Genomic DNA, 21,577 nt, shown 5'->3' with positions numbered 1-21,577 from the left:
CCGGAGGGCAGGATGGCTGGATCGCGTCGTCTTCCCGAAACCTGGTTCCGTCGAGGACTGTGGCTGATTGCCGTGCTGTTTGCGGCGTTCCTGATCGGTCTTGGCGGTCTCGTCGTCGATCAGTTGCCGGGCGTGGCGCAGGCGCCGACGCTCGAATCCTTCGTGGACCCGGTGCAGGCGCGGCGCGCGGATGCAGCCATCAGGCAGGCGCAGACGCAGCTCGAAGATGTGGCGAGCCAACTGGAGACGGCGCGTCTTCAGCTCAAGGCGCGCAGCACGGCGTATCGCAACGCGCGCGAGTCGTTCAACGACTGGGTCGCCACGCGCACGGCCACGGCGCAGGCCAGCCAGGATGCCGAGCTCGTGTCGCGCACGCGAGCGCTCGACGCGCTCAAGGCGGCCGAGCGCGATGCGCAGACGCAGGTCGACGGTCTTGAAGCCAAACAGCTCGATGCGCAACGCAGCGTCCAGTCGGCGCGCAATGCGCGCGATGCGCTCGACACGGCGGCCGGTGAGCAGTTGGCCGCCATGCAGCACGCGCGGGAGTTGAAGGTCTTCGGCATTCGTCTGGCGCTGACCTTGCCGCTGCTGGCGGTGGCGGGCTGGCTGTTGGTGCGTCAGCGCAAGAGCACGTGGTGGCCGTTCGTCTGGGGTTTCATCTTTTTCGCGCTGTTCGCGTTCTTCGTCGAGCTGGTGCCGTATCTGCCGGACTATGGCGGCTACGTGCGCTACCTTGTGGGGATTGTGCTGACGGTATTGATCGGCCGCTATGCGATCGTCTCGCTGCAGCGATATCTGGCGCGTCAGAAGGCGGAAGAGCAGTTGCCGGACGAGGAGCGGCGCAAGACGTTGTCATACGATCTGGCGCAAGCGCGTCTGGCGAAATCGGTGTGTCCGGGTTGTGAGCGGCCGGTAAAGCTCGACGATGTCGAGCGCGACTTCTGCGTGCACTGCGGCATCTGTTTGTTCGATCGTTGCGGGACGTGCACCACGCGAAAGAACGCGTTCGCGCACTTCTGCCATCACTGCGGGGCGCGTTCGGCGGGTAGTGGCGCAGGAGGTGCAGTGAGCGCCGCATAGCGACGCCGCCCCAGGCGATCGAGCGCAGAGCAAAAGGCTGAGCCCGAAATCCGGGAACTCAGCCTTTTGCTTTTGACGGAAGGCGCTGTGTGCGAGTGCGGGGACGGATCGGCGCCCTCAATCGCTCGTCAATCGCTCCTCAATCGCCCCCCGATCGCCTCCAATCGGCAGTCCTTTTTGCCGCGAGTCCGGCTGATGTCCGGCTGATGTCCGGGGGAGGCCTTCGGGGCTGGATAGTGGGACGATGCCCGGCCCTGGTTTATTCCGACGCCGGCGGTACGTACCCTTGCGCGACGTCGGCGCCTTCGCCGAAGAAGTACTTTTCGGTTTGCTTGACGAGGTACTGGCGTGCGCGCGGGTCGGCCATGTTCAGGCGATTCTCGTTGATGAGCATCGTCTGTTGCTTGAGCCACCCGGCCCACGCTTCCTTGGAGACGCTTTCCCAGAGGCGTTTGCCGAGTTCGCCGGGCATCGGCGGGAAATCGAGACCTTCGGCTTCTTTGCCGAGTTTGACGCATTGGACCATGCGGGCCATGGGGAACTCCTTCGTAATCGTGGTATGCCGGATGGCAACAAAGTGGGTTGCCGCGTTATCGGGCGGTGGCGGTGCAGACTGGCCGCGCCTGCCCGGGCGGGTGTGTCATTCCCGATCGGCCGGTGGATCTGTCCGTCGATCGTCGATAGCGGGATATGGGGGCAGCGAGGCGCAACACAAGAGACGCGTTGCATCGCGCGTGCCGGCCGCCCCGTTCACCGTTACAGTTTCTTGATCAGCACCAGCGAGCGGCGCTGCCAGTTATAGAGGCGGCGGCGGTCGGCGGGCAGGTCGTCCACGCCGGCCTTGACGAAGCCTCGCTTGAGGAACCAGTGCTCGGTGCGCGTGGTGAGCACGAACAGGCGTTCCAGTCCGCGCGCCCGGGCGCGCTGCTCGATGTGTTTGAGCAGCCGTTCGCCGTCGCCGGAGCCCTGCGCTTCCGGGTCGACCGTGAGGCAGGCCATCTCGCCGATGCGCTCGGTCGGGTACGGATAGAGCGCGGCGCAGCCGAACAGCCGCCCGTCGTGCTCGATGACCGAGAAGTGGTCGATATCGCGCTCGAGCTGGTGGCGGCCGCGGCGCACGAGCGTGCCGTCCGCTTCGAGCGGTTCGATCAGTTGCAGAATGCCGCCGACGTCGTCGATCGTCGCTTCACGCAGGCTCTCGAGATTCTCGTAAGAGATCATGGTGCCCACGCCGTCGTGCGAAAACAGTTCGAGCAGCATGCTGCCGTCGAGCGCGAACGGCACGATATGGGCGCGGGCCACGCCGGCCCGGCAAGCGCGCGTGGCGTACTTCAGGTAGAACGCCGAATCGCGGTCCAGCGTGCCTTGCGACTGCATGCGCTGCGCGTCTTCGAGCGTGAGCTCGCGCTGCAGCTCGTTGTATTCGTTGAGAATGCCGGGCGTCTCGGTAATGAAGATCAGCTTGTCGGCGCGCAGCGCGATGGCCGCCGACGAAGCCACGTCTTCCATCGTGAGGTTGAACGACTGACCCGTCGGCGAGAAGCCGAGCGGTGAGAGCAGCACGATCTTGCCGTTGGCGAGCGAGAGGCGAATCGATTCCGCGTCCACCTTGCGAACCACGCCCGTATGCTGGAAGTCGACGCCGTCGACGATACCGACCGGTCGGCCGGTGACGAAGTTGCCCGAGACCACGCTGATGCGCGCGTTGCCCATGGGCGTGTTCGGCAGGCCCTGGCTGATCGACGCCTCGATGTCCAGCCGCAATTCGCCCGCCGCTTCCTTCACCGCCTCGAGCGCCGCGGCGTCCGTGATGCGCATTTGCTGGGCGAAGTGCGACTCGATATGTCGCAGGCGCATCTGCTCTTCGACCTGCGGCCGCGAGCCGTGCACCAGCACGATGTGCATGCCCATGGCGCACAGGAGGGCGACGTCCTGGATCAGGGAGTCGAGCCCGCCGGCGGCGACCAGCTCACCGCCGAAGGCGACGACGAACGTCTTGTCGCGAAATGCGTGGATGTAGGGGGCAACCGAGCGCAGCCAGTCCACGAACTGGGCCTGGCGGGCGGTCTCTTCGTCTTGTACGGCGGGGTCGGGTTCGGTCAGCATGAGTGTACGTGCGCAAACATGCGCAGATTATATAATGCGCGCCCATGGCAAGTGATGAACGAAATCGACAATCGAAGCCCCCGAAGCCGAAAGTGACGGCGCCGGGGCACACGCGCGGTCCCGCACGGCAAACGGCGGCGGCGCCCGGAGCTCGCGCCACGCCGGCGGAGCGCGCCGCGCGCGAGGCCGAACGGCTCGCCGGCCGGCAGGCCGCCGCCAATCGCGTGCCTGAAATCACCTTCCCCGAGGCGCTGCCCGTGTCCGGCCGCCGCGAAGAAATCGCGCGCGCCATTGCCGGGCACCAGGTCGTGATCGTGAGCGGTGAGACCGGCTCGGGCAAGACCACGCAGCTTCCCAAAATCTGCCTCGCACTCGGCCGTGGCCTCGGCGCGGGCGGCACCGGCCTGATCGGCCACACGCAGCCGCGCCGTATCGCGGCCTCGGCCACCGCGCGCCGCATCGCCGAGGAGCTGAACACGCCGCTGGGCGAAATCGTCGGCTTCAAGGTCCGCTTCAACGATACGCTCTCGGGAGGTGCCTCGGTCAAGCTCATGACCGACGGCATTCTGCTCGCCGAGACGCAGACCGATCCGCTGTTGCGCGCCTACGACACGATCATCATCGACGAGGCCCACGAGCGCAGCCTGAACATCGACTTCCTGCTCGGCTATCTCAAGCAACTGCTGCCGCGCCGACCCGATCTCAAGGTGATCATCACCTCGGCCACCATCGACGCCGAGCGCTTCGCGCGCCATTTCGGCACGGGCGAGGGGGACAATCTGCGCCCGGCGCCCGTCATCGAGGTGAGCGGCCGTCTCTACCCGGTCGAAGTGCGCTACCGGCCAATCCAGGACGATGCGCGCATCGCCGCCGCGCAGGGGCGGGATGGACGTGATGGGCGCGAGGCCGGCCGGGCGAGCGCCAGGGACCGCGAACGCGATCTGATGGACGGCATCGTCGACGCCGTCGACGAACTCTGCCGCGAAGGCCCCGGCGACGTGCTGGTCTTCCTGCCCGGCGAGCGCGAAATTCGCGAGGCCGCCGAGTCGCTGCGCAAGCACCATCCGCCGCACACCGAAATTCTGCCGCTATACGCGCGGCTGTCGGCCGCCGAGCAGGAGCGCGTGTTCAAGCCGTCGAACGCCCGGCGCATCGTGCTCGCCACGAACGTGGCCGAAACGTCGCTCACCGTGCCCGGCATTCGCTACGTGGTCGACGCGGGCACCGCGCGCGTGAAGCGCTATTCGTACCGCAACAAGGTCGAGCAGCTGCAGATCGAACCGATTTCGCAGGCCGCCGCCAACCAGCGCGCCGGCCGATGCGGGCGCGTGGCCGACGGTGTTTGCATTCGCCTGTACGACGAAACGGATTTCCAGTCGCGTGCGCGTTTCACCGACCCGGAGATCCTGCGCTCGTCGCTCGCCGCGGTCATTCTGCGCATGCAGTCGCTGCGGCTCGCGAAGGTCGAGGAATTTCCGTTCATCGAGCCGCCGCCCGGACGCGCCATCGCCGACGGCTACCAGTTGCTCAACGAACTGGGCGCGGTCGACGACGCCAATCAGCTCACGCCGCTGGGCCGCGAGCTGGCGCGCCTGCCGCTCGACCCGCGCGTTGGCCGCATGATCCTCGCCGCGCGCTATCACCAGTCGCTGCGCGAAGTGCTCATCATCGCGAGTGCGCTGGCGGTGCAGGACCCGCGCGACCGGCCGATCGAGGCGCAGGACGCCGCCGACAACGCGCATCGCAAGTTTGCCGACGAGCGCAGCGAATTCCTCTCGTGGCTGAAGATCTGGCACTGGTTCGAGCAAGCCATCGCGCACAAGAAGTCGAACCGCCTGCTCGCGCAGGCGTGCCGCGACAACTTCCTCTCGCAGTTGCGCCTGCGTGAATGGCGCGACGTCCACAGCCAACTCCTCACGGTCGTGCGCGAGCAGGGCTGGCGCATCAGCGAGACCGAGGCCACCTATGAGCAGGTGCACCTGGCGCTGCTCGCCGGGTTGCTGGGCAACATCGGCTGCAAGGCCGACGACGATCCCCACTTCCTCGGCGCGCATGGCATCAAGTTTCATATCTGGCCGGGCTCGTCGCTCGTGAAGAAAGCCGGGCGCTGGGTCATGGCCGGCGAGCTCGTCGAGACCAGCCGTCTGTACGCACGCTGCGTTGCGCGCATCGAGCCCGAATGGATCGAGCGCGTGGGCAGGCACCTCGTGAAGACGTCGTTGTCCGACGCGCATTGGGAGAAGAAGGCCGCGCAGGTCGTCGCCTACGAACGTGGCACGCTCTACGGGCTCACCATCTACGCGCGCCGGCGCATGAACTTCGGTCCGCGCGATCCGCGCCGCGCGCGAGAGATATTCCTGCGCAGCGCGCTCGTGGAAGGCGAATGGGAGACGAAGCTCCCGTTCTATGCGCACAACCGCAAGCTCATCGCCGATATCGAGCAGCTCGAACACAAGTCGCGTCGGCAGGACGTGCTCGTCGACGACGAACTGATCTACGCGTACTACGACGCGCATGTGCCCGCCGGCCTGTACGACGGCGCGGGCTTCGAGCATTGGTATCGCGAGACGGCCAGGGGAGCGCCCCGGTTGCTGTTCCTGGAGCGCGAGGACCTGATGCGTCACGAGGCCGCCGGCGTCACGACCGACCTGTTCCCGAAGAAGACGGCGATCGCGGGCGTGGAAATGGCGCTCACGTACCACTTCGAGCCGGGGTCGCCGCGTGACGGGGTCACGCTCGCGGTGCCGCTGTATGCCCTGAACCAGGTCGATGCGCGCCGGTGCGAATGGCTCGTGCCGGGCATGCTCAAGGAGAAGGTCCATCTGCTGATGAAGTCGCTGCCGCAGAAACTGCGGCGCCACTTCGTGCCCTTGCCGGAATACGCGGCCGGTTTCGTCGATCGGGCCACGTTCGGACAGGGGGCGCTGCTCGACGCAGTGATTGCCGACGCGCGCGAAGCGACAGGCGTCATGCTCAGGCCGAGCGACTTCAAGCTCGAAATGCTGCCGGCGCATCTGTCGATGAACTTCAAGGTGATCGACGAGCACGGGCGTCAGCTCGGCATGGGGCGCAATCTCGCGCAGTTGCGCGCCGAACTCGGCCAGCAGGCGCAGCGCACGTTCCAGGCGCTGGCGGCAAGGAGTGGTACGACGCCGACCGGCAACGTCGCGGGCGAGGCCCGGATATCTGCGCCGCAGGCCGGCCCGGCGGGCGGCAAGGTGCCAGCCCGCGGGCAGAAGGCGTCTTCGGGGGCGCCGGCTGCGGCTGTCGAGCCGAGCCGCTACGACAATCTCACGACGTGGAGTTTCGGCGAGTTGCCGGAGATGCTCGAGATACGGCGGGGCGGGCAGATCCTGTTCGGCTATCCGGCGCTCGTCGATCGCGGCGATCACTGCGATCTGGAGGTGTTCGACGATCCGGACGAGGCGCAGCGTCAGCATCGCGCCGGGCTGCGAAGACTCTTCGCGATCCAGCTGCGCGAGCAGGTGAAGTATCTGGAAAAGAACATTCCGGGCCTGCAACAGATGGCGATGCAATACATGAATCTGGGCACGCAGGAAGAACTGCGCGCCCAGATCGTGGACCTGGCGCTCGAACGCGCATGTCTTCAGCAGCCTTGGCCGAGCGACAACGCGTCGTTCGTCGCGCGCAAGGACGAAGGGCGAGGGCGGCTCACGCTGCTCGCGCAGGAAATCGCGCGGCTGGCGGGGCAGATTCTCGCCGAGTACGCCGCGTTGCAGAAAAAGCTCGCACAGGCCAGGCCGTTCGCGCAGGCCCATGCCGACCTGATGGCGCAGTTGCAGCGGCTGGTCGGCAAGCGCTTCCTGATCGACACGCCTTATGCGCAACTGGCGCATTTCCCTCGCTACCTCAAGGCGATGGCCGCGCGCATCGACAAGCTCAAGGCCGATCCGTCGCGCGACGCTCGCGCCATGAACGAGCTCGCGCCGCTGTTGCAGAACTGGCAGCGCGCCACGTCGCAACGGCGCGATCACGACGACGCCCGGTTGGACGAGTTCCGCTGGCTGCTCGAAGAACTGCGCGTATCGCTCTTCGCGCAGGAATTGCGCACGCCGATGCCCGTATCCGTCAAGCGCCTGCACAAGGTGTGGGAGGCGCTGCAACGTTAAGGCAAGGCGCGCGGGCCGGGCGTCGCGGCGCGCCGGCGGGGCGACCCGATGCTCGATGGCGCCCGCTCCCCGTGGGGGCGGGTGCCATTCTGGTACGCCGAGCACAGGCGGGTTTGCGCGACGTCAACAAGTGTTGCAATTGTGTTTCGTCAGATCAAAAAAGGCGGCGCCGCGGCGCGCTGGCGGGGCGTTCCCGGCCTACAATAGCGAAACTTTTTTGTGCGACGGCGAGGTGCGGTGTGCGTGCGACGACGGTCCGTGCGCGACCCCGTTGGCGATCTGCCGACCCAGGCTTCTCCCTCTTTTTCTCCCGAGAGATTCTGCAATGCGCAAACTTCTGATCGCCGCTGGCCTGGCGGCTTCCTTCGGTCTTGCGGCACTCGCCGGCCCCGCCGCGGCGGCGACGCCTGCCGCGAGCGACGGCGTGGTCGTCGTGCTCAATTCGGCCGACGCGAGCGTCAGCCTGATCGACAAGGCCACACAGAAGGTCATTCAGACGTTCCCGGTCGGCAAGGAGCCCCATCACCTGATGGCGACGCCGGACAACCAGTCGCTCATCGTGGCGAACTCGGTGGGCAACAACCTTGTTTTCCTGGACCCGAAGACGGGCCAAATTCAGCGCAAGATCGAGAACATCGAGGACCCGTACCAGATCGGCTTCTCGCCGGACAAGAAGTGGTTCGTGGCCAACGGCCTGCGCCTCGATCGCGTGGACGTGTACCGCTACGACGGCAAGAACCTGAGCGTTGCCCAGCGCATCCCGCTCAAGAAGATGCCAAGCCACCTGGTGTTCACTCAGGACAGCCGGCTCGTGTTCATCTCGTTGCAGGAATCGAACGAGATCGCGGCGATCGATCTGGCCACGCAGAAGGTGCTGTGGAAGATGAAGGTGGGCGACAGCCCGGCCGGCGTCTGGCTCACCCCGGGCGACAAGTATCTGCTCGTGGGCATGACAGGCGCGGACTACGCCGCCGTGGTCGACTGGCGCAACCAGAAGGTGGTGAAGACGATCCCGACGGGCAGGGGCGCCCATAACTTCCGCTCGCTCGCCGACGGCAAGCACGTGCTTATCTCCAACCGCGTGTCGAGCACCATCAGCATCATCGATCAGGACGCGCTCACCAACGTCGGCAATATCACCGGGCTGCTGCCGGGCCCGGACGACATGGAGCTCTCGGCCGATCGCAAGACGCTGTGGGTGACGTTCCGCTGGGCCCGCAAGGTCGGCATCATCGACCTGGCCTCACGCAAGCTCGTCAACACCATTGCGGTCGGGCGCTCGCCGCACGGGATCTATTTCTACGACCGCGCACCAGTGCTGTAACATCGGGGCATTGCCGCCCGCGCGCTATTTGACCGGGCGTCGCCACGACGCCCGGCCCCGTGACATGTTCGATTCGCTGGTCGACGGTTTTTACGCCGCTTTTTCGGCGGCGCAGACCGAGATCTACACCCGCATCGTGCAGCCCGTGCTGTACGCCACCGGGCTGATGTCGCTTGCCGACGATGCCTTCGACGCCGTCCAGTTCTTCCTGATCGGCGTGCTCCAGATCGTGCTGATGCTCGCGCTGCTGCGCCCGCTCGAGTGGCTCGCGCCGGCCGAGCGGTGGCGCGAGCGACGTGCCGTGCGCGTAGACGTAATTTACACGCTGGTGCATCGGCTCGGGCTGTTCAATCTGGTGTTCTTCTTCGTGTTGCGCCCGCTCTTCGACGCTCTGCAGGCGTGGCTGCGGCTCGCCGGCTTCGTCAACGTCAATCTGGAGGATCTCTGGCCGGGCGTGACCGATCATGCGCTGGTGAGCTTCCTCGTCTATCTGCTGGTGCTCGATTTCGCCGGCTACTGGTATCACCGCTGGAGCCACACGTTCCGATGGTGGTGGGCGCTGCATGCCGTGCATCACAGCCAGCGCCAGATGTCGTTCTGGACCGATAACCGCAACCACCTGCTCGACGATCTGATCAAGGCGGCCTTCTTTGCCGTCATTGCCATCGTGATCGGGGTGAGCCCGGTGCAGTTCGTGCTGCTCGTGGCGGTGTCGGACTGGCTGCAGAGCCTGCAGCACACCAACACGCGCCTGCGCTTTGGCCGGCTCGGCGAGCGTTTGCTCGTGAGCCCGGCGTTCCACCGCCGGCATCATGCGATCGGCGTCGGCCACGAGGGGCGCCATCGCGGCTGCAACTTCGGCGTGCTGTTCCCGTGGTGGGACATGGCGTTGGGCACCGCCGACTTTTCGCGCGCGGGCGTCGCCACCGGCATTCGCGATCAGTTGCCGCCGCCCGCGGGCCGGCTGGTCGACTACGGCGAGGGCTTCTGGGCCCAACAGTGGCTCGGCCTGCAACGCCTTTGGGCGAGCCTTCGCCCGCGCCGGGCCGCCGGCCCCGGCGCCGATTCCGCGACCCGCACCGACCGTACCGAATCTGCATGAACGATATGCTTCGCGCGCTTGGCCGCGCGCTCGTGAGTCTGTTGCACCCGCGCATGCTGTGGCTTACCGCCATGCCGTTCGTCGTCTCGGGCCTCGTGTGGGGCGCCGTGATCTGGTTCGGCTGGGAGCCGTTTACCGACTTTCTGCGCGTGTGGCTCGAGCAGTGGTCGTTCACGCAGTGGATCTACCGCTTCTTCAACTACTTCGGCGTGGACAGCGTGCGCATGGCGCTCGCACCGTTCATTCTCGTGGCGCTGCTCGTGCCGTTGATCGTCGTGACGGCGCTGCTGCTCATTGCCGGCTGGTCCATGCCCGCGGTGCTGCGGCATCTGTCGCGCCGTCACTTCATCCATCTCGAAGCCCGGCGCGGCGGCTCGTTCTGGGGCAGCCTCGGGCAGTCGCTCGGCGCGACGGCGGTTTTTCTCGTCGCAGCGCTGCTGACGCTGCCGCTGTGGCTCGTGCCGCCGTTCTTCGCGATCGTGCCGCCGCTGCTGTGGGGTTGGCTCACGTATCGCGTGATGACCTACGATGCACTTGCTTTTCACGCGAGCCCGGAGGAGCGGCGCCGCATCGTGCGCGAACGCCGTTTGCCGCTGCTCGTGATCGGCGTTGCGACGGGGCTGCTCGGCTCGCTACCGACGCTGCTGTGGGTATCCTCGGTCATCATGATCGTGCTGTTTCCCGTCATCGCGCTGCTGGCGATCTGGCTCTACGTGGTGATCTTCGTGTTCTCGGCGCTGTGGTTCGCCCACTATTGTCTGCGCGCCTTGTCGCGGCTGCGGCTCGAGGAGGAGGCCGCGGCGCGGCACGAGCCGACGCTCGGCGCGACGGTCCTGCCGATGGCGGGCACACCGCTGCCCGAGACGGAGGACCTGCCGCCCGCATCGTCTGCCTCCGGCCCGCATGGGTCGCATGGGTCACCCAACGGTTCGTCGTGAAAGTGGCACAATCGTCGAATCGCGGCCCGGTCATTCCGGCTATCGGGCCGCGCCGCACGGCGGTAGTCGGCATGACCCGCACGACGGCATGACGCGCACAACCGGCAAGTCCCTCCCAGCCCCCTGACGACAGATAAAGGAAGCATCATGGCGGTCGGCATCATCATCATCGGCGACGAAATCCTCTCCGGACGTCGCCAGGACAAACATCTGCCCAAGATCATCGAACTGCTCACCGAGCGCGGCATGCAGCTCGGCTGGGCCGAGTACGTCGGCGACGACCCGGCGCGCATTACCGCCACGCTGCGCCGCACGTTCGCGAGCGAGGACATCGTGTTCGTGACCGGCGGCATCGGCGCCACACCCGACGATCACACCCGCCAGTGCGCGGCCGCGGCGCTCAACGTTCCGCTCGTGCTCACGCCCGAAGCCGAGGCGCTCATCATGGAACGCATTGCCGACACGAGCCCCGACGGGCGCGCCGACATGAGCCAGCCCGACAACCGGCATCGCCTGAAGATGGGAGAGTTCCCGGTCGGGGCGCGGATCCTGCCCAATCCGTACAACAAGATTCCGGGCTTCTCGATCGATCACCATCACTTCATGCCCGGCTTCCCGGTCATGGCATGGCCGATGATGGCCTGGGTGCTCGACACGTACTACGCCGACCTGCATCACCTCACGCAGCACGCGGAACGCTCGGTGCTTGTCTTCGGGCTGGCGGAATCGACGCTCACGCCGCTCATGGAAACCATCGAAGCCGAATATGCGGGGGTGAAGGTGTTCAGCTTGCCCAGCGTGGGCGATGCGCAGCGCGGCGGCGTGTACGCGCGACGTCACATCGATCTGGGCGTCAAGGGCGATTCCGCGCTGGTCGGCGCGGCGTTCGAGCGGCTGCTCGCGGGCGTGAGCGCGTTGGGCGGCGAGATCATTCACCCGGCCGATGCGCTGGCCGTGCCGGAGGGCACGGCGCGCGCGGCGAAGTAGGAGGGGCAGGCCCGCGGGTGCCGGCCCTCCGGCCGCTGGCCGATCGACGTGCGGTGTTCGTCTCGTAGCGAATTGCGCCCGGCCGGGCGCTAGCGCGCAGGCGAGAATTCGGGAGAGTCTGGGAGAGTCCGAGAGAGCCCGAGAGAGCATGAGGCGCACAAGGAAGCGGCGCTTGCCTTTGACGGGCAAGCGCCGTTGCGCTATCGGGCGTCGGTCGCGCTTCTCGTCAGTCAGAATCCCGCCAGGACGAGCTTGCCGATGGTGCGGCCGCCTTCGAGCTGCGCGTGTGCGCGGCGCAGGTTCACGGCATTGATCGGGCCGATCACTTCGCCCAGGGTCGTGCGCAGCGTGCCCGCGTCGATCAGCCGTGCCACCTCGGTGAGCAGCTTGTGCTGCGCGATCATGTCAGGCGTCTCGTACATCGCTCGCGTGAACATGAATTCCCAGACGAACGTGGCACTCTTGCTCTTGAGCAGGCCGACCTCGAGCGGGCCGGCGTTCTCCACGATCGAGCAGATCTTGCCCTGCGGGGCGACGGCCTGCGCCATTGCCGGGAAGTGCGAATCGGTGTCGTTCAGGCACAGCACGTAGTCCACTTGCGGCAGACCGAGCGCGAGCAGTTGCGCAGGAATGTCCTGCGTGTGATCGACGACGTGCTGCGCGCCGAGCTGACGGCACCAGTCGCTCGATTCCGGCCGTGACGCCGTGGCCACGATCGTCAGCTGCGCGAGACGCCGCGCGAGTTGGATGGCGATGGAGCCCACACCGCCCGCACCGCCGATGATCAGAATCGACTTGCCTTGATCGGCGCCGTCCGGGGCGATGCCGAGGCGGTCGAACAGGGCTTCCCACGCGGTGATCGTCGTGAGCGGCAGGGCGGCGGCGTTCACGAAGTCGAGCGACGTCGGCATGTGGCCGACGATGCGCTCGTCCACCAGATGGAATTCGCTGTTCGTGCCCGGCCGCGTAATGCTGCCCGCGTAGTAGACCGGATCGCCGACCTGGAACAGTTTGACGTCCGGTCCGACGGCGGCGACGGTGCCGGCCGCGTCCCAGCCGAGTACGCGCGGCGTGTCCTCGACCTTGTCCTTGGGCGCACGCACCTTCGTGTCGACGGGGTTCACGGAAATGGCTTCGACCTTCACCAGCAGGTCGTGCCCGGCGGGTGTCGGCGTCGGTAATTCGATGTCCTCGAGCGACCTGGGGTCGTCGATGGGCAGATATCGGGTCAGTCCTACGGCTTTCATCGGTTTTCTCCTGTTGATGATAGGCGCCGCCGGGGGATGCGTTGGCGACACCTGCGAGGCTCGCAATGGAGTCGGGCAAGATTACGGCTGGTCGATTGATTTGATAATCCGCATAATGACGAAAAGATTTTTTGGAATATCCATCAAATGGCATTGGACCTCGACGCGGTCGCATTGTTCGTTCGCGTAGCGGCGCTGGGTAACGTATCGGCGGCCGGGCGCGAGCGCGGACTGTCGCCGGCGAGCGCCAGTACACGCCTGGCGCAGCTCGAAAGTGTGCTGGGCGCGCGTCTGTTGCACAGAACAACGCGCCGCGTTGCACTGACGCAGGAAGGCGAGCAGTTTCTGTCACATGCGCAGGTACTACTTGCCGCGCAAGCGCAGGCGCTCGCCAGCGTGGGGCAGGGGTACGCGGCGCCGCAGGGGCGCCTTCGCGTATCGTGTTCGTCCTCGTTCGGACGCCAGCACGTCTCGCCCGCACTGCCCGTGTTCCTGGCGCAGTACCCCGGCATATCGCTCGATTTCCGGCTCACGGACCGGGTCGTCGATCTGATCGAGGAAGGCGTGGACCTGGCGATTCGGGTGGGGGCGTTGCGAGATTCGTCACTCGTCGCGCGCAAACTGGCGCCCAATCGCCGGACGTTGTGTGCGTCTCCCGCCTATCTGGCCGCGCGCGGCGTGCCCAGGCATCCGGGCGATCTCGCCGCGCATGATTGCCTGATTCTGGGGGAGCAGCGCGACTGGCGCTTCGTGACGCCCGGCGGCGCGCTCAGCGTGCGCGTGAACGGGCGGCTCGCGTCCGACAACGGCGAGGTGCTGCGCGACGCCGTGCTGGCCGGGCTCGGCATTGCGCTGAAGTCGACGTGGGACGTCGGCGTGCATCTGAAGCGAGGCGAGCTGGTGCCGGTGCTGCCGGCCTATCCGCTGGCCGAGGAAGTGGCGATCTGGGCCGTCTACCCGAGCCGGGCGTTCGTGCCGCCCAAGACGCACGCGTTGATCGAATTCCTGCAGGCGCGGTTCGGCCCGGTCCCGTACTGGGATGTCGAAAACGGGGACGGTGGCCACAGTGCGGCGCACGGTGCGGCCGGCGCATGAACTGGCCGGCGAGGGCCGGGGCACGGGATGCCGCACACGCCGAGCGCGGCGCCGGCGGCGCCTTTTCAATGCAGCCGGTGCGCGCGCGAGGCCTGCGTGCTGCTGTCTTCGTGGCCGATGGCGGGACTGGCGTGGTGCAGGACGAGCCGCCAGCCGTCCGCTTCCTTGAGATAGACGTTCGTTGCGAGCACGAACGCGTAGCGCGCCTCGGGATGGGACTCGACCAGGATCTGCTCGAGCACGTTGTGCACGGCGCAAAGCGGATTGTGGGCTACCTGCAGATGGCTGACGGCGACCTGCAGGCCGCCGTTGGCCAGCACTTGCCGCCAACTGGCGCGCACCGCCGCCGGACCGACGTGGCGCGGCCCCGCGGGATGAATGCAGACGATCTCCTCGTCTTCCGACCAGACGTCCATCAGCGCATCGGTGTCGCCGGCGCGCACTGCTTCGTAGTACGCGTGCTCGGCGTCTTCCGGACTCAGGTATATGGCTGCGGGCATAACGGCGGCCTCCGTCGGTGTGACGCGCCGGGGAGTGCGTTCGAGCGACGTTGCAGACGATGAGCGGGGCATGCGTCGGTCGACCCGGCGAACGCGCCGATTATGGAGCGTTTGCCCGGGCTTGTCGAACGTTGCTCCGGCCGCGTCGCGCGCGGGCGAGCGCCGTCGCGACGCGGCGCGACTCTTGATCTGGCGCAAGGCGGGCGCCCGGGCGGGCCGGTAGCTTATCCGAAACGCGGGGAAGCGTTGTCTGGCGATGCCGGAGGGCGTGGGGATGGGGAAAAAGGGGAAGACGGCGCAGGGGTGTGGGATATGGGACGAGCGGTGAAGGGGGGGCGAAGGCGCCCCCGGTTGCCCGTCAGCACGGTACGCCGGCGAGCTCGCGCAGCGCGGCCGCGTCGATGATCTTCACGTGGCGCTGGCGAATTTCGATCATGCCGTTCTGCGCAAAGCGCGAGAAAAGACGGCTGACCGTCTCGAGCTTGAGGCCGAGGAAGCTGCCGATTTCTTCGCGGCTCATGCGCAGCACGAATTCGTTGGCGGCGTAGCCGCGCGCGGCCAGCCGCTCGGACAGGTTGAGCAGGAACACGGCCAGCCGCTCCTCGGCGCGCATGGTGCCGAGCGCGAGCAGTTGCTGGTGTTCGTTGCGGATTTCCTGGCTCATCAGGCGATGCAACTGGCGCTGCAGCGACGGCACCTGGCGCGAGAGCGTCTCCAGCTCGCCGAAGCGGGCGATGCACAGTTCGCTGTCCTCGAGCGCGATGGCCGTGCTCGGATGGTGGCTGTCGGCAACGGCGTCCAGCCCGATGAGCTCGCCCTGCAGATGGAAGCCGACGACCTGCTCGCGGCCGTCAGGTGCGGTAACGCAGCTCTTGAGGGAGCCGAAGCGAATGCCGTAGACGGCATTGAGCGAATCGTTGGCGTGATAAAGCACTTCGCCTTTCTTGAGGCGGCGGCGTTCGTTGACGAGCGCATCCAGTCGTTCCAGCTCGGGCGTCGGGATGCCGACGGGCAGGCAGAACTGCCCCAGCGAGCATGTGGAACAACGGGGCTGAGCGATCGGAATGCGACCGTTTTCGGTGGTCATGGAGGCCCCTGAAGTTATTTCAGAAGTTTACCATGAGGCGTGCACCCGTCGTCTCTACGCCAGGGCGCACGGCTGTGCGCCCGCGATTCGTGGACGGCGCGCGGGGCCTGCGCCTGGCGCGGGCCGCCTCGGCGCACGCCCTTGCCGGGTGGCGGATGCGGCGGATGCGGTGTGCGGTGCCGGCGCGCTTTGACGCGGGTTGTGCGACACGGTGGCGCAAGGGGGGAGGGGATGATGGGATAAGGGGGGGAGCGAGGCCCGGGTTTCGACGACGCTTTACGGGCGTCGGCGTTTCAGTAATAATTGCGCACATACCGGACGTCCGTCTCGCCGCACTATCGGCCTGGGCGTTTTCCCGGCAGGTCGTTTCGAAGCATCCTGGTCGCGCCGCCGTCACTACGACCGAACACAAACGGGCGCGCGCTTATGCGAAGCGGTTGCGACCGTTTCCCGTGTTCCAAGCATCCATTTATTCCTGATTCCGGGTTGCCAAGCCCCCGGTTTGCTTAGTCGCACATGAATACCCAAGAGGCGAAAATCGTCCTCGAGACCGCGTTGATCTGCGCGCAGGAGCCGCTCAAGGTCGGTGACCTGCGCAAGCTCTTCAATGACGCCGTGTCCAGTGACACGGTGCGCGCGCTGCTCGAGGAAATCCGCGTGCAATGGGATGGCCGAGGTGTGGAATTGGTGGCGCTGGCCACCGGCTGGCGTTTCCAGAGCCGTCCGCGCATGCGCGAATACCTTGATCGCCTCAATCCGGAGAAGCCGCCGAAGTATTCGCGCGCCGTGATGGAGACGCTGGCGATCATTGCGTACCGTCAGCCGGTCACGCGCGGCGACATCGAAGAGATTCGCGGGGTGACCGTCAACACGCAGATCATCAAGCAGCTCGAAGACCGTGGCTGGATCGAGGTGATCGGTCATCGCGACGTGCCGGGGCGTCCCGGCCTGTATGCGACGACCAAGGCCTTCCTGGACGATCTGGGTCTGCGCGCGCTCGACGCGCTGCCGCCGCTCGAAGACCCCGCGGCACAGGCGCAGATCGATCTGCTCGCGCAGCAGAACATCGAGTTCGGCGAGCGAGCCGAGGGCGAGGATGGCGATGGGGCAGTGTCCGAAGACGTCCCCGTGGCCGATGCCGACGCGCTCGCGCGTCTGGCCGAGGCCCGCGCGGACGACCTGCCGCTCGCGCAGGGCTTGCCCGAAGATCAACGCGCACCGGTGACGTCGCCGGCAGACGACGCGCTCACCGAAGCGGCCTTGCTCGACGCCGCGCTGGCCGAGGGCGAGACCCCGCGGGCTGTCGGTGGTACGCCGGATGCGTCGGATGGGCCGGGCGCCGAGGCAGATTCCGCCGTTGCGGCGTTCGATGCGGAACTCGCGCCGGCGACGCACGTCAGTGAGCAGATCGGCGCTGCGAACGGCCACGCTGGTACGGACATCGATAGGGACGGCGAGCGCGATGCGCAAGCCGTGCATAGCGATGAGCCGTCTCGGGATGCCGAGGGCGAGGCCGGCCAAGAAGATGTCGCGCCGGGCGCCGGGCATGAGGAATTTTCCGAAGAATCGGGAACTGCGGTGCCGTCTGGTGACGAGCTGCCGCAAGATGCGCAGAACGTGACGACGCTGACGGCGGATCCCGTCACGTCGGCAACGCAGGAGGTGTCCCCGCACGCTGCCGACTCGGCGGCGAATGAAGCCGCTGCCGGACAGCCCATGTCCGACACGACGAATGACGACGAGAACCGCGGGGACGACAAGAATCTCGTCACCGGCACCTGAGGCGCCGGCGCACTTGCGCCGTGCGCACGCTCGAGGCCGTTTGCGATAAGAACGAAGTCGCGGCAAGCATTTGCCGCGCATTCATGGTGCGAACACGGATCAGGGCAGCGACTTACCGCCTGCTCGCAACGATCCCGTTTTCCAATGAGGTTGTGTTGAAACAAAACGAAGAATCCCAGGACCTGCACGCACGCGATGCCGGTGCCGAAATGCGCGCGCCGGAAGGCGAGGGCGGCGATGAAAAGGCGTCGCGCCGTGGCTTGCGTCGCGGTCCGCGCAGTCTGATCGCCCGCCGGCGTGCAGCCCAGCAAGCCAAGCGCGAGGGCGACGACGGCGAGTCGTTGGCACCGGAGGCAACGCAGCATGCGTCGTCCGGCGAGAGCCTCGACGGCGGCGCTGCACTCAACGAAGGCGCGCCGCAGGCTGCGCAAGGGCGTGGTCGCAACGCCGCCCGCAAGTCGCGTGGCGGCAAGCGCGACGGCGCAGGGCAATCGCCGCAGGCGGGGGGCGCGGGCGCCAATGGTGCCAATAGTGCCAGTGGCGCCAACGGCGCATCGCCGCGTGGCAAGGGGCAAGGCGCCGGCAAGGGGCGTGGCCGCAAGGGGGCGCCCGGCGGCGCCCGCGGCCCGCATGGCGCCCAGGCAGGCAAGGGCGACGGCGACGACCTGTTCGCTTTCGTGACCTCGGGCGGCTTCGACAGCGAAGAGTCCGACGCCGACGCCAAGGCTGCGGCCAAGCGCGGCCGCCGTCCCGCCGAGCGTCGCGTGCTCTCGCCCGACGACGAGGCGCCGAAACTGCACAAGGTGCTTGCCGAAGCGGGCATGGGGTCGCGTCGTGAGATGGAGGAGCTGATTCTCGCGGGGCGTGTGTCGGTGAATGCCGAGCCGGCCCACATCGGCCAGCGCATTCTGCCGACCGACCAGGTGCGCATCAACGGCAAGCTGGTCAAGCGCCGCATCACGAGCAAGCCGCCGCGCGTGCTGCTCTATCACAAGCCGGCCGGCGAAATCGTCAGCCATTCGGATCCGGAAGGCCGCGCTTCGGTGTTTGACCGTCTGCCGCCGATGAAAACGGCCAAATGGCTCGCGGTCGGGCGTCTCGACTTCAATACCGAGGGCCTGCTGATTCTCACGACGTCGGGCGATCTGGCCAACCGCTTCATGCATCCGCGCTACGGCATCGAGCGCGAATATGCGGTGCGCACGGTCGGCCAGTTGAGCGAAGCGTCGCGCCAGCAACTGCTGCGCGGCATCGAGCTGGAAGACGGTCAGGCCAACTTCCTGCGTCTGCAGGACGGTGGCGGCGAAGGCTCCAACCATTGGTATCACGTCGCGCTGACCGAAGGCCGCAATCGCGAAGTGCGTCGCATGTTCGACGCCGCCGGCCTGATGGTGAGCCGCCTGATCCGTACCCGTTATGGCCCGCTGACGTTGCCGCGCGGCCTCAAGCGCGGTCGCTACGAAGAGCTCGACGACGCACAGGTGCGTTCGCTGTTCGCGGCGGTCGGCATGAAGATGCCGGGGGCGGGCTCGGACGAGAAAGGCAAGAGTGGTCGCGGCGGCAAGGCCGGGGCGCCGAAGGAGCCGCGTCGTCAGCCCGATCCGATGCAAACGGCGTTGGGCGTCTTCGCCCGCGAGCCGGGACAGTCGCGGCGCCCGCGCGCCAACCCGCTCACGGCGTTCGTCGGCCCGAGCGGCGGCTACCCCGGGCAGACGCCCGCGCCCCGCGGCGAGGGGCGTCGCTTTGGCGGCGGCAACGCCGGCGGCGGTTTTGGCGGCCAGTCGCGAGGCGGCAATGTGAACGGTAACGTGAGCGGCAATCGCAGCCGCGGCGGCAACCGTGCGGGCGGCGGCCATCAAGGCAACCGGGGAAATCGCGGCGGGAACCGCTCGCGCTGATCGCGCAAACGTGTTCTTCCGCGGTGCGGCAATGTCGCATCGATGCCCGTGCGATGGGCATTTGCCGCGCCAAGCGTTGCAAATTGGCCCAAAACCATATAAAATCAACGAATAAGCTGGTTTGCGCGTCACACGTTCTGTTGCGGCGCGCACCTCATGCGCAATGAGGCTGTAAGAAATGGGCGTTTCGCCCATTTTTTTTTGCCGCGAGCGTTTTGCGCGGCCGATACCGCCGTGTCGGGGAGTGGGTGTGTCGACGCGGGCACGCCGGCCCGGACGGTCCAGGCGGGTATCGTGCGACGTCCCATGCGGGGCGCGCAACATGTCGGGCGCTGCTGATGCGCGCGAGTTTTTCTAGGGTGAGTAAAGTTGCAATTGCCAGAACTGATCGAGACCACGGTCGAAGGCCTGGGTTACGAGCTGGTCGATCTTGAGCGCGCCGGCGGCGGTTTGCTGCGCGTGTACATCGACAAGCCGGAGGGCATCACGATCGATGACTGCGAGACGGTGAGCCGTCAGCTCTCGCATGTCCTGATGGTCGAGAACGTCAATTACGACCGACTCGAAGTGTCGTCGCCGGGGCTGGATCGTCCGCTGCGCAAGCTGCGCGACTTCGAGCGTTTCACCGGCGCAGAAGTGAGTCTCACGTTGCGTGTGCCGCTCGAAGGCCGCAAGCAGTTCCGCGGCATCCTGCAGGCGCCGCAGGGCGAGAACCTGAGCCTGGAGTTCGAAGGCAAGGGCGGCCCGGCGCTGCTCGAATTCACCCTCGCGGATATTGACCGTGCGCGCCTTGTGCCGCAGATTGATTTTAGGAGTCGCAAACGATGAGTCGCGAAGTATTGCTGTTGGTCGATGCGCTCGCGCGCGAAAAGAACGTCGACAAGGATGTCGTGTTCGGCGCGCTTGAAGCAGCATTGGCTTCGGCCACCAAGAAGCGCTACACCGAAGACGTCGACATTCGCGTGCACATCGACCGTGAGTCGGGCGAGCACGAGAGCTTCCGTCGCTGGCTGGTAGTGCCCGACGAGGCCGGCCTGCAAGAGCCGGACAAGCAGATCCTGCTGTTCGAAGCGAAGGAAGAAAACCCGGCGCTCGAAGTCGGCGAATACATCGAAGAGCCGGTCGAGTCGGTCGAGTTCGGTCGCATCGGCGCGCAAGCGGCCAAGCAGGTGATCCTGCAGCGCATTCGCGACGCCGAGCGCGAGCAGATCCTGTCGGACTTCCTCGAGCGTGGCGAGAAGATCATGACCGGCACGGTCAAGCGTCTCGACAAGGGGAATCTGATCGTCGAATCGGGCCGCGTCGAAGCGTTGCTGCGCCGCGACCAGTTGATTCCGAAGGAAAACCTGCGTATCGGCGATCGCGTTCGCGCGTACATCGTGAAGGTCGATCGCACGGCGCGCGGCCCGCAGATCGAACTCTCGCGCACGGCGCCGGAATTCCTGATCGAGCTGTTCGGCATGGAAGTGCCGGAAATCGAGCAGGGCCTGCTGGAGATCAAGTCGGCCGCCCGCGATCCGGGCGTGCGCGCGAAGATTGCCGTGGTGGCATACGACAAGCGCATCGACCCGATCGGCACCTGCGTGGGCATTCGCGGCACGCGTGTGCAGGCTGTGCGCAACGAGCTCGGCGGTGAAAACGTCGACATCGTGCTGTGGTCGGAAGATCCTGCGCAGTTCGTGATCGGCGCGCTGGCGCCGGCGGCCGTGCAATCGATCGTCGTGGACGAAGAGAAGCACAGCATGGACGTGGTCGTCGACGAGAACGAACTGGCGGTGGCGATCGGCCGCAGCGGCCAGAACGTGCGTCTCGCGTCGGAGTTGACGGGCTGGCAGATCAACATCATGACGCCGGACGAATCGGCCGAGAAGCAGAACGAGGAGCGCGGCGCGCTGCGCGCGCTGTTCATGCAGCGTCTGGATGTGGACGAGGAAGTGGCGGACATCCTGATCGAGGAAGGTTTCTCGAGCCTGGAGGAGATCGCCTATGTGCCCTTGAACGAAATGCTGGAAATCGAAGCGTTCGACGAGGACACGGTGCATGAACTGCGCAATCGTGCGCGCGACGCGTTGCTCACGCAGGCGATTGCCACCGAGGAGAAGGTCGAGGGTGTTGCGCTCGATCTGAAGAGCCTCGAAGGCATGACGCCCGAGCTGCTGGCCAAGCTGGCCGAGCATGAAATTCAGACGCGCGATGATCTGGCCGAACTGGCTGTCGACGAACTGACCGAGATGACCGGTGTCGACGAGGAAGCCGCGAAGACCCTGATCATGAAAGCGCGAGAGCACTGGTTCCAATGAT

At 66.5% G+C, this 21,577-nt stretch carries 16 protein-coding genes; 11 read left to right on the top strand and 5 right to left on the bottom strand.

Annotated features, from left to right (window positions below):
- Window positions 1–12 precede the first annotated feature (12 nt).
- Window positions 13–1,080, top strand: a complete 1,068-nt coding sequence (locus CDN36_RS12100) for a serine endopeptidase (RefSeq protein WP_287496826.1) — start codon at window positions 13–15, stop codon at window positions 1,078–1,080.
- Window positions 1,081–1,339: 259 nt separating this feature from the next.
- Here CDN36_RS12100 and CDN36_RS12095 read toward each other — a convergent pair whose 3' ends face one another.
- Together CDN36_RS12095 and argA are read right to left on the bottom strand one after the other, a co-directional pair.
- Entirely contained in the window at window positions 1,340–1,615 is a 276-nt protein-coding gene (locus CDN36_RS12095) for an oxidative damage protection protein (RefSeq protein WP_039410655.1), read from the bottom strand.
- Window positions 1,616–1,836: 221 nt separating this feature from the next.
- Window positions 1,837–3,186, bottom strand: coding sequence for an amino-acid N-acetyltransferase (gene argA, locus CDN36_RS12090; RefSeq protein WP_150555974.1), 1,350 nt, complete (start codon window positions 3,184–3,186; stop codon window positions 1,837–1,839).
- 44 nt (window positions 3,187–3,230) lie between these two features.
- On the opposite strand from argA, the gene hrpA reads away from it, so the two are divergent.
- The 5 genes from hrpA to CDN36_RS12065 all read left to right on the top strand — a co-directional run bounded on the left by hrpA (window position 3,231) and on the right by CDN36_RS12065 (window position 11,667).
- The gene (gene hrpA, locus CDN36_RS12085) at window positions 3,231–7,316 is read left to right on the top strand and encodes an ATP-dependent RNA helicase HrpA (RefSeq protein ID WP_287496825.1); all 4,086 of its coding nucleotides are present in this window, start codon (window positions 3,231–3,233) and stop codon (window positions 7,314–7,316) included.
- Between the two features lie 325 nt (window positions 7,317–7,641).
- Window positions 7,642–8,640 carry a YVTN family beta-propeller repeat protein gene (locus CDN36_RS12080; RefSeq protein ID WP_150555972.1) on the top strand — a complete coding sequence of 333 codons (999 nt, stop codon included), beginning with the start codon at window positions 7,642–7,644 and terminating at the stop codon, window positions 8,638–8,640.
- A 64-nt stretch (window positions 8,641–8,704) separates the two neighbouring features.
- The gene (locus CDN36_RS12075; protein WP_287496824.1) at window positions 8,705–9,742 is read left to right on the top strand and encodes a sterol desaturase family protein; all 1,038 of its coding nucleotides are present in this window, start codon (window positions 8,705–8,707) and stop codon (window positions 9,740–9,742) included.
- Window positions 9,739–10,680: an EI24 domain-containing protein gene (locus CDN36_RS12070; RefSeq protein ID WP_150555970.1), complete on the top strand. Its 942-nt coding sequence runs from the start codon at window positions 9,739–9,741 to the stop codon at window positions 10,678–10,680. The genes CDN36_RS12075 and CDN36_RS12070 overlap by 4 nt, the downstream gene beginning before the upstream one ends.
- Window positions 10,681–10,827: 147 nt before the next feature.
- Entirely contained in the window at window positions 10,828–11,667 is an 840-nt protein-coding gene (locus CDN36_RS12065; protein WP_150555969.1) for a competence/damage-inducible protein A, read from the top strand.
- A 230-nt stretch (window positions 11,668–11,897) separates the two neighbouring features.
- Here CDN36_RS12065 and CDN36_RS12060 read toward each other — a convergent pair whose 3' ends face one another.
- Entirely contained in the window at window positions 11,898–12,914 is a 1,017-nt protein-coding gene (locus CDN36_RS12060) for a zinc-binding alcohol dehydrogenase family protein (RefSeq protein WP_150555968.1), read from the bottom strand.
- Window positions 12,915–13,061: 147 nt separating this feature from the next.
- On the opposite strand from CDN36_RS12060, the gene CDN36_RS12055 reads away from it, so the two are divergent.
- Window positions 13,062–14,009 (top strand): LysR family transcriptional regulator, encoded by a 948-nt coding sequence (locus CDN36_RS12055; protein WP_287496823.1) that lies wholly within the window; start codon window positions 13,062–13,064, stop codon window positions 14,007–14,009.
- Between the two features lie 65 nt (window positions 14,010–14,074).
- Here CDN36_RS12055 and CDN36_RS12050 read toward each other — a convergent pair whose 3' ends face one another.
- Complete coding sequence (locus CDN36_RS12050; RefSeq protein WP_150555966.1) at window positions 14,075–14,509, bottom strand: YybH family protein; 435 nt, start codon at window positions 14,507–14,509, stop codon at window positions 14,075–14,077.
- Between the two features lie 358 nt (window positions 14,510–14,867).
- Complete coding sequence (gene fnr, locus CDN36_RS12045; RefSeq protein ID WP_287496822.1) at window positions 14,868–15,596, bottom strand: fumarate/nitrate reduction transcriptional regulator Fnr; 729 nt, start codon at window positions 15,594–15,596, stop codon at window positions 14,868–14,870.
- Between the two features lie 516 nt (window positions 15,597–16,112).
- On the opposite strand from fnr, the gene scpB reads away from it, so the two are divergent.
- From scpB to nusA, 4 genes are all read left to right on the top strand, one after another.
- A complete protein-coding gene (scpB, locus tag CDN36_RS12040) occupies window positions 16,113–17,378 on the top strand; it encodes an SMC-Scp complex subunit ScpB (RefSeq protein WP_287496821.1) in 1,266 nt (421 codons plus the stop codon).
- A gap of 209 nt (window positions 17,379–17,587) precedes the next feature.
- Window positions 17,588–19,276 (top strand): pseudouridine synthase, encoded by a 1,689-nt coding sequence (locus CDN36_RS12035; protein ID WP_287496844.1) that lies wholly within the window; start codon window positions 17,588–17,590, stop codon window positions 19,274–19,276.
- A 369-nt stretch (window positions 19,277–19,645) separates the two neighbouring features.
- Complete coding sequence (gene rimP, locus CDN36_RS12030; RefSeq protein WP_039410682.1) at window positions 19,646–20,104, top strand: ribosome maturation factor RimP; 459 nt, start codon at window positions 19,646–19,648, stop codon at window positions 20,102–20,104.
- The gene (nusA, locus tag CDN36_RS12025; RefSeq protein ID WP_150555962.1) at window positions 20,101–21,576 is read left to right on the top strand and encodes a transcription termination factor NusA; all 1,476 of its coding nucleotides are present in this window, start codon (window positions 20,101–20,103) and stop codon (window positions 21,574–21,576) included. Before rimP ends, nusA begins: the two co-directional genes overlap by 4 nt.
- Window position 21,577: the final 1 nt, after the last annotated feature.

Source organism: Pandoraea sp. CB10b_02, from assembly GCF_002216225.1.
GTDB classification, from domain to species: Bacteria; Pseudomonadota; Gammaproteobacteria; order Burkholderiales; family Burkholderiaceae; genus Pandoraea; species Pandoraea nosoerga.
The sequence above is the reverse complement of the archived record's forward strand: the minus strand, read 5'-3'. Positions and strand labels throughout refer to the sequence as shown.